The 6,087-nt window shown below is 70.5% G+C and carries 6 protein-coding genes; 4 read left to right on the top strand and 2 right to left on the bottom strand.

Translation table 11 applies throughout. The features are described from left to right. Positions 1–80 precede the first annotated feature (80 nt). Both AB0M59_RS41165 and AB0M59_RS41160 read right to left on the bottom strand, forming a co-directional pair. Positions 81–929, bottom strand: coding sequence for an ABC transporter permease (locus AB0M59_RS41165; protein WP_364626743.1), 849 nt, complete (start codon positions 927–929; stop codon positions 81–83). Positions 930–932: 3 nt separating this feature from the next. Continuing rightward, positions 933–1,949: an ATP-binding cassette domain-containing protein gene (locus tag AB0M59_RS41160; RefSeq protein ID WP_364626741.1), complete on the bottom strand. Its 1,017-nt coding sequence runs from the start codon at positions 1,947–1,949 to the stop codon at positions 933–935. A 181-nt stretch (positions 1,950–2,130) separates the two neighbouring features. Between AB0M59_RS41160 and AB0M59_RS41155 the strand changes: the two genes are divergently transcribed. From AB0M59_RS41155 to AB0M59_RS41140, 4 genes are all read left to right on the top strand, one after another. Then, positions 2,131–3,345 (top strand): macrolide family glycosyltransferase, encoded by a 1,215-nt coding sequence (locus tag AB0M59_RS41155; RefSeq protein ID WP_364626739.1) that lies wholly within the window; start codon positions 2,131–2,133, stop codon positions 3,343–3,345. Positions 3,346–3,352: 7 nt separating this feature from the next. Next, complete coding sequence (locus AB0M59_RS41150; RefSeq protein ID WP_364626737.1) at positions 3,353–4,537, top strand: cytochrome P450; 1,185 nt, start codon at positions 3,353–3,355, stop codon at positions 4,535–4,537. A gap of 404 nt (positions 4,538–4,941) precedes the next feature. After that, entirely contained in the window at positions 4,942–5,634 is a 693-nt protein-coding gene (locus AB0M59_RS41145) for a LuxR C-terminal-related transcriptional regulator (RefSeq protein WP_364626735.1), read from the top strand. A gap of 220 nt (positions 5,635–5,854) precedes the next feature. Further along, complete coding sequence (locus AB0M59_RS41140; RefSeq protein WP_284748679.1) at positions 5,855–6,001, top strand: hypothetical protein; 147 nt, start codon at positions 5,855–5,857, stop codon at positions 5,999–6,001. Positions 6,002–6,087: the final 86 nt, after the last annotated feature.

Below are 6,087 nucleotides of genomic sequence, written 5' to 3'. Positions count from 1 at the left end.
AGGTGGGGTGGATCGCTGCGGCATCCGAGGGATAGCGATGCGCAAGCGTTCGACCCCGCCGCGGCAGACTGCTTAGGGGGTCAGGCGGAGCGGCGGAAGCCCCGCGTGGCGACGATCGCGCCGGTGAGGCCGATCAGGCCGGCCGCGCCCAGCGCCGCCAGGCCGCCGATCCCCACCGGGTTGCCCAGCGCCAGGTTGCGCGACGCGTCCACCGAGTAGGTCAGCGGGTTCACCGTCGCCACCGCGCGCAGCCAAGCCGGCAGCGAAGACAGCGGCACGTACGCCGAGGACGCGAACATCAGCGGGAACATCACCATCGACGTCACCCCCTGCATCACCTCGACGTTGCTGATCCAGACGCCGATCGCCATGAACATCCAGCTGAGCGACCAGCCCACCGCGATGCACATCAGCCACGCCAGCAGCACGCCGGTGAAGCCGCCGCCGGGCGAGAACCCGAACAGCGTCGCCGCCAGCACCAGCATGATCGCCAGCTGCAGCGCGTGCCGCACGACGTCGGCGAGGCTGCGGGCCACCAGCACCGACGCCGACGCGATCGGCAGTGTGCGGAACCGGGCCACGACGCCGTTGCGCATGTCGTCGAGCAGGCCGACGCCCGACTGCAGCGCCACCGACAGCGACCCCATCACCAGCACGGCGGGCATCAGGTAGTCGATGTAGGACACCCCGGCCGGGAACGAGCTGGTGCCGGCCAGGCTCGCGAACACCTGGCTGAACAGGATCAGCATGATGAGCGGCTGCAGCAGGCCCAGCAGCACCAGCGCGCGGGACGCCACGACCGCCCGCAGCGAGCGGCCGGTCAGGATGATGATCTGCATCGGCACGCTCGTGCCCCGCCAGGGACCGCCCGCGGCCGGACCGGACACAGTGGACCGGTCCGAAGGGGACAGTGTCGTCGGTGCGCTCATGGGTCAGTGCCTCTCGGTGTCGGTGTGGGAATCCCGTGGCCCGCCGGAGAGCGCGAGGTACACGTCGTCGAGCCGGGGGTCGACCAGCGCCAGCTCGACCGGCTCGACCGCGACGTCGTCGAGCGCCCGGACGACACGCACGAGGTCGGTGGACTTCTCCACCGGCACCGTCAGCGCGAGCCCGGCCAGTTCGTCCACTCCGGACACCCGCGGGTCCATCCCGGCGAGGCGCACCGCGTCCGCGGCGCGTTCGGCGTCGGCCGCGTCGGCCAGCGTGAGGGTGACCGTGCGCTTGCCGACCTGCGCCTTGAGCGAGGCGGAGGTGCCCGCGGCGATCACCTTTCCCTGGGCCAGCACGACGATCTTGTCGGCGAGCCGGTCGGCTTCGTCGAGCATCTGGGTGGTGAGCAGCACGGTCGAGCCGTCGCGCACGAGCTGTTCCACGATCTCCCACATGGCGATCCGGGCGGCCGGGTCGAGGCCCGTCGTCGGCTCGTCGAGGAAGATCACGTCGGGGTGGCCGACGAGACTGGCGGCCAGGTCGAGCCGCCGCCGCATGCCCCCGGAATACGTCTTCGCCGGGCGACCGGCCGCGTCGCGCAGGCCGAACGCGGTCAGCAGCTCGTCCGCGCGTTCCTTGGCCGCCTTGGTGGACGCGCCGAGCAGGCGGGCGATCAGGATCAGGTTGCGGAAGCCGGAAAGCTGCTCGTCCACCGACGCGAACTGGCCCGTGAGGCCGATGCGGCTGCGCAGGGCCACGGCGTCGCGCTGCACGTCCAGCGCGGCGACACTGGCGCGGCCGGAAGTCGGTGTCACCAAGGTGGTCAGCACGTTGACCAACGTGGTCTTGCCCGCGCCGTTGTGGCCCAGCAGCCCGCACACGGTGCCGCGCGGCACCTGCAGGCTGACGTCGTCGAGCGCGCGGACGTTGCCGAAGTTCTTCGTGACCCCTTCGACTTCGACCATGACGTCGGCGGTGGCGGCGACCGGCGCCGGCACCACGGGCAGCGTGCCGGTCACGGCGCGAACCTGCCGGAGATCGGGTGCACGATCAGGATCACGACCGGTTCCTCCAGTTCGCCGAATCGGACATGTCTACGGGTAGCACACGGCGAATCCCCTTTTCCCTGCTCACCGCGCGACCCGAGGGGTTCGCCTAGACATGGTTGACTGGCCGCCGGGCCCGACTAGCTTTCGAGACATGACTCCCCCGCCGGGAAGCCACGTCGCCTTCCTCACCTATCCCGCCCACGGGCACCTCAACCCGACGCTGCCCGTCGCGGCCGAGCTCGTGCGGCGCGGCCACCGGGTGAGCTACGTCGTGGCCGAGCAGTACGCCGATGCCGTGCGCGCCACGGGTGCCACCGTGCTGCCGTACGAGTCCCACGTGCCGAAGTCGTGGGACACCGTGGCGATCCCGGAAAAGATCACCGGTGACGTCGTCGCGGAGGCGGGTCTCGCCCAGGCGCTGGAAGGCTTCGCGCCGCTGCGGACCGCGCTCGGCGCCTTCGAGACCGACCGGCCGGACGTGTTCCTGTACGACGCTTTCGGTTACCCCACCGGACGTCTGCTGGCGCGCAAGTGGGAGATCCCGGCTCTCCTGCTCTGCTCGACGTTCGTCGCGAACGAGAAGTTTTCGCCGTACGCCTCGATGGCGGGCAAGGTCCCCGCGCCCGATCCGGCGCACCCCGCGCTGGCCAAGGCCGCGTCGGTCGTCGGGGACGTGCTCGCCGAGCACCTGCCCGGCACGTCCGCGGCCGAGTTCGCGGAAGCCCGCGAGGACACCAAACTCGTGTTCCTGCCCCGGGAGTTCCAGCCCGGCGGCGACACGTTCGACGACGGGTTCGCCTTCGTCGGGCCGTGCCTCGGCGACCGCGCGGGCGGCTGGACCCCGCCGGACGACCGGCCGGTGCTGCTGATCGCCATGGGCAGCTTCGGTTACCACCACCAGCGCGAGTTCTTCGCCTCGTGCCTCGAAGCGTTCGCCGGGTCGCCGTGGCACGTCGTCATGACGATCGGGCGCTTGGTCTCGCCGGCGGAGCTGGGCCCGGTGCCGCCGAACTTCGAGCTGCACCCGTGGGTGCCGCAGCCGGCCGTCCTGAGCCGGGCGAGCGGGTTCGTCTCGCACGCCGGCATGGGCAGCACCATGGAGTCGCTCGCCCTGGGCGTCCCGCCGGTGGTCGTGCCCCGCACGCTGGAGCAGGAGATCGTCGCCGACCGGCTCGCCGAGCTCGGTCTCGGGGTCCGGCTGAACCCGGACGACGTCGACGCGGCGTCGCTGTGGAAGGCCGTCACCGGACTCGCCGAGGATGCCGGCGCGCATGAGCGGGTGGCCCGGATGCGCGAGCACATCATCGACGCCGGGGGCGCCGCGGCGGCCGCCGACCGCGTCGAGGCCCGACTGACCTGGGAGTGATTTCCACGTGGACACCACCGAGCCGACCGCTGCCCCGGAAATCGCCCCGGACGGCGGCGCTTCCCTGCTCACCTGGCTGGAAAAGATGCGGGCCGACACGCCCGTCTGGCAGGACGAGGCCGGCGCCTGGCACGTCTTCCGGTCCGCCGACGTCCGCCGCGTCAGCACCGACGCGCAGCTGTTCTCTTCGGACACGACGCGCCTGACCTCGCCCGGTGACCAGGCGCCCCCGGGCACCCTGCTGGTCATCGACCCGCCCGAGCACCGCAAGCTGCGCCGCCTGGTCAGTCAGGCGTTCACGCCGAAGGTGGTCGCCGACCTCGCGCCGCGGATCACCGAGCTCACCCGGGAGCTGCTGGCCGCGGTCGAGCCGGGCGCGACGGCGTTCGACCTGGTCGACGTGCTGGCCTACCCGCTGCCGGTGATCGTCATCGCCGAGCTGCTGGGCGTGCCCGCCGGCGATCGCGCGCTGTTCCGGGGCTGGGCCGAGGCGCTGATGGCCCTGCAGGTCGACGACCCCAGCACCGGCGAGAAGCTGGCCATCGCGATCGAGGAGATGGAGGCGTACCTCAACGCCCAGATCGCCGACCGGCGTGCCCAGCCGCGGGACGACCTGCTGACGCGGCTGGTGGAGTCGTCGATCGACGGCGAGCGGCTGACCGACGAGGAGGTCGGCAACTTCACCGCGTTGCTGCTGCTCGCCGGGCACGTCACCACCACCATGCTGCTCGGCAACGTGCTGCTCTGCCTGGAGGACGCCCCCGGTGTCTACGAGCAGGTCCGGGCCGACCCGTCGCTGGTGGAGCCGCTGCTCGAGGAGGTGCTGCGGCTGCGGCCGCCGTTCCCCCGGGTGGTCCGGGTGACCACGGCCGACGCCGAGGTGGCCGGCACGGTGATCCCCGCCGACTCGATCGTCTGGGCCTGGGTGGTGTCGGCGAACTACGACGAGCGCGAGTTCACCGACCCCTGGCGGTTCGACCTGACCCGCAAGCCGAACGCGCACGCCGCGTTCGGGCACGGCATCCACTTCTGCCTGGGTGCGCCGCTGGCGCGGCTCGAGGGGCGGATCGCGCTGGAGCTGCTGTTCGAGCGCTTCGAGCACCTGCGGGTCGCCCCGGGTGCGGAGGTCCCGTTCCACGCCGGCGGCGTGTTCGGCGTCCAGCAGCTGCCGGTCACGACGACCGCCCGCTGACCGCCGGCCGGCGTCGCGCGAAACTGCTCCCGAGCGGAGGGTGAACGCGCCGTGGCGGGCCGGTACCGCACTACCGAAGGTGCGCCGCGGGGTGCCGTACCTCCGGCCGGGCGGACCCCAGTGTTAGCCCTCAACCCTCCGACCGGCATTGACGGGCCATACCCCGTTGGCTAGCGTACGAGACGTCGTTTGGTTTGTTTCCAACGAAACGGACCGAAGCGGACCTGTTCGGGTGGACTCGAGGATCCTTCTGGGGAAGGGCTCGAGGTTTCCGCTGGGGTGGTGTGAATAACCCATCCGGACAGGTGCCGTTGACCCTCTTGAGGGGAGCTCGGGGGTCGTTGACGCCTTTTGTCCGTGGACAATGCCTCGAAACGTAGAACGAATCTGGGGGTTCGAACTCGATGAACACGCGTGTCGATTCCTTGGTCGAGCGGCCGGCGGCGGTCCCGCACGGCCTCCCGGCCGTCGCCGAAAGACAGAACCAGAACGTCCCCGCCTTCGACCTGTCCGATGTCTGCATCGCGAATCTGGGACCCGACCTCCGGGTGATCGAGGCCAATGGCGATTTTCTCCGTCAGCTGGGCCGAACCGCGTCCGACGTTTTTGGACAGAGCTTTGTGGACTTCGTGCACCCGAGTGCCGAACAGTTCACCCTCCAGCAGCTGGCGCGGCTGAACGAAGGCCGCCGGGACCGCTTCAGCGCGCGTCTCGTGGGCGTGCGGCCCGCGCAGCCGGTGCTCTCCGGCGGGCTGACCGGCATCGCGGTGCGCAGCAAGTCCGGCCAGGTCACCACGATCGTCGTGCTGATCAAGCCGGACCGCGCCGCGGAGACCCCGCGGCCGGCGATCGAGAAGACCAAGCTCCTCAGCGAGCTGGACGCGAAGGTCCTCGAGGGCGTCGCAGCCGGGATTTCGACCGTGCAGCTGGCCTCGAAGCTGTACCTGAGCAGGCAGGGCATCGAGTACCACGTCGGCGCGATGCTGCGGCAGTTCAAGTCGCCGAACCGTTCGGCGCTGGTCTCGAAGGCGTACTCGCAGGGCATCCTGTGCATCGGCCAGTGGCCGCCGAAGGTCACCCCGCAGTACATCCGCTGAACGCTTTCCCCAGGGCCGGCCGGGCACGCCCGGGCGGGATCGATGTCCGGTTTGCACCGGTATCGACACCGCCCCGGCGTGCCCGGCCGGCCCTTTCCCGCGGGGTGGAAATCCCCTCGAATGCGGGTCGCGAAGGGTGCGCCCGGCAGTACCCTGCGCTATCCTTCTAACGCTGGGGTGGATTTTCTCAGCGGCCGACGCAAAGAAGGGATGAGGCGCAGTGGGTATTTTCGGAAAAAAGGAAGACGATTCCAAGAAGAAGCCTTCCGACTCCAAGGCGGACAACGCCAAAGCCGACGACGAAAAGAACCGCAAGCGCCGCAGCCGCCTTCTGGGCGGCGCGTACGGCGGCGGCAGCGGCGGCTGATCCGGCACGCACAGCCGACGAAGTGAATCGGGTGGGCCGAGGGAGACCTCGGACCACCCGATTCGCGTTTCCGGAGGTTTCGTACG

This window comes from Amycolatopsis sp. NPDC051371, from assembly GCF_040682155.1.
Classification (GTDB): domain Bacteria; phylum Actinomycetota; class Actinomycetes; order Mycobacteriales; family Pseudonocardiaceae; genus Amycolatopsis.
The sequence above is the reverse complement of the archived record's forward strand: the minus strand, read 5'-3'. Positions and strand labels throughout refer to the sequence as shown.

Excerpts from the sequence above, each read along its gene's own strand:
- AB0M59_RS41155 (WP_364626739.1), top strand. The coding sequence starts at position 2,131 with ATGACTCCCCCGCCGGGAAGCCACGTCGCCTTCCTCACCTATCCCGCC.
- AB0M59_RS41165 (WP_364626743.1), bottom strand. The coding sequence starts at position 929 with ATGAGCGCACCGACGACACTGTCCCCTTCGGACCGGTCCACTGTGTCC.
- AB0M59_RS41145 (WP_364626735.1), top strand. The coding sequence starts at position 4,942 with ATGAACACGCGTGTCGATTCCTTGGTCGAGCGGCCGGCGGCGGTCCCG.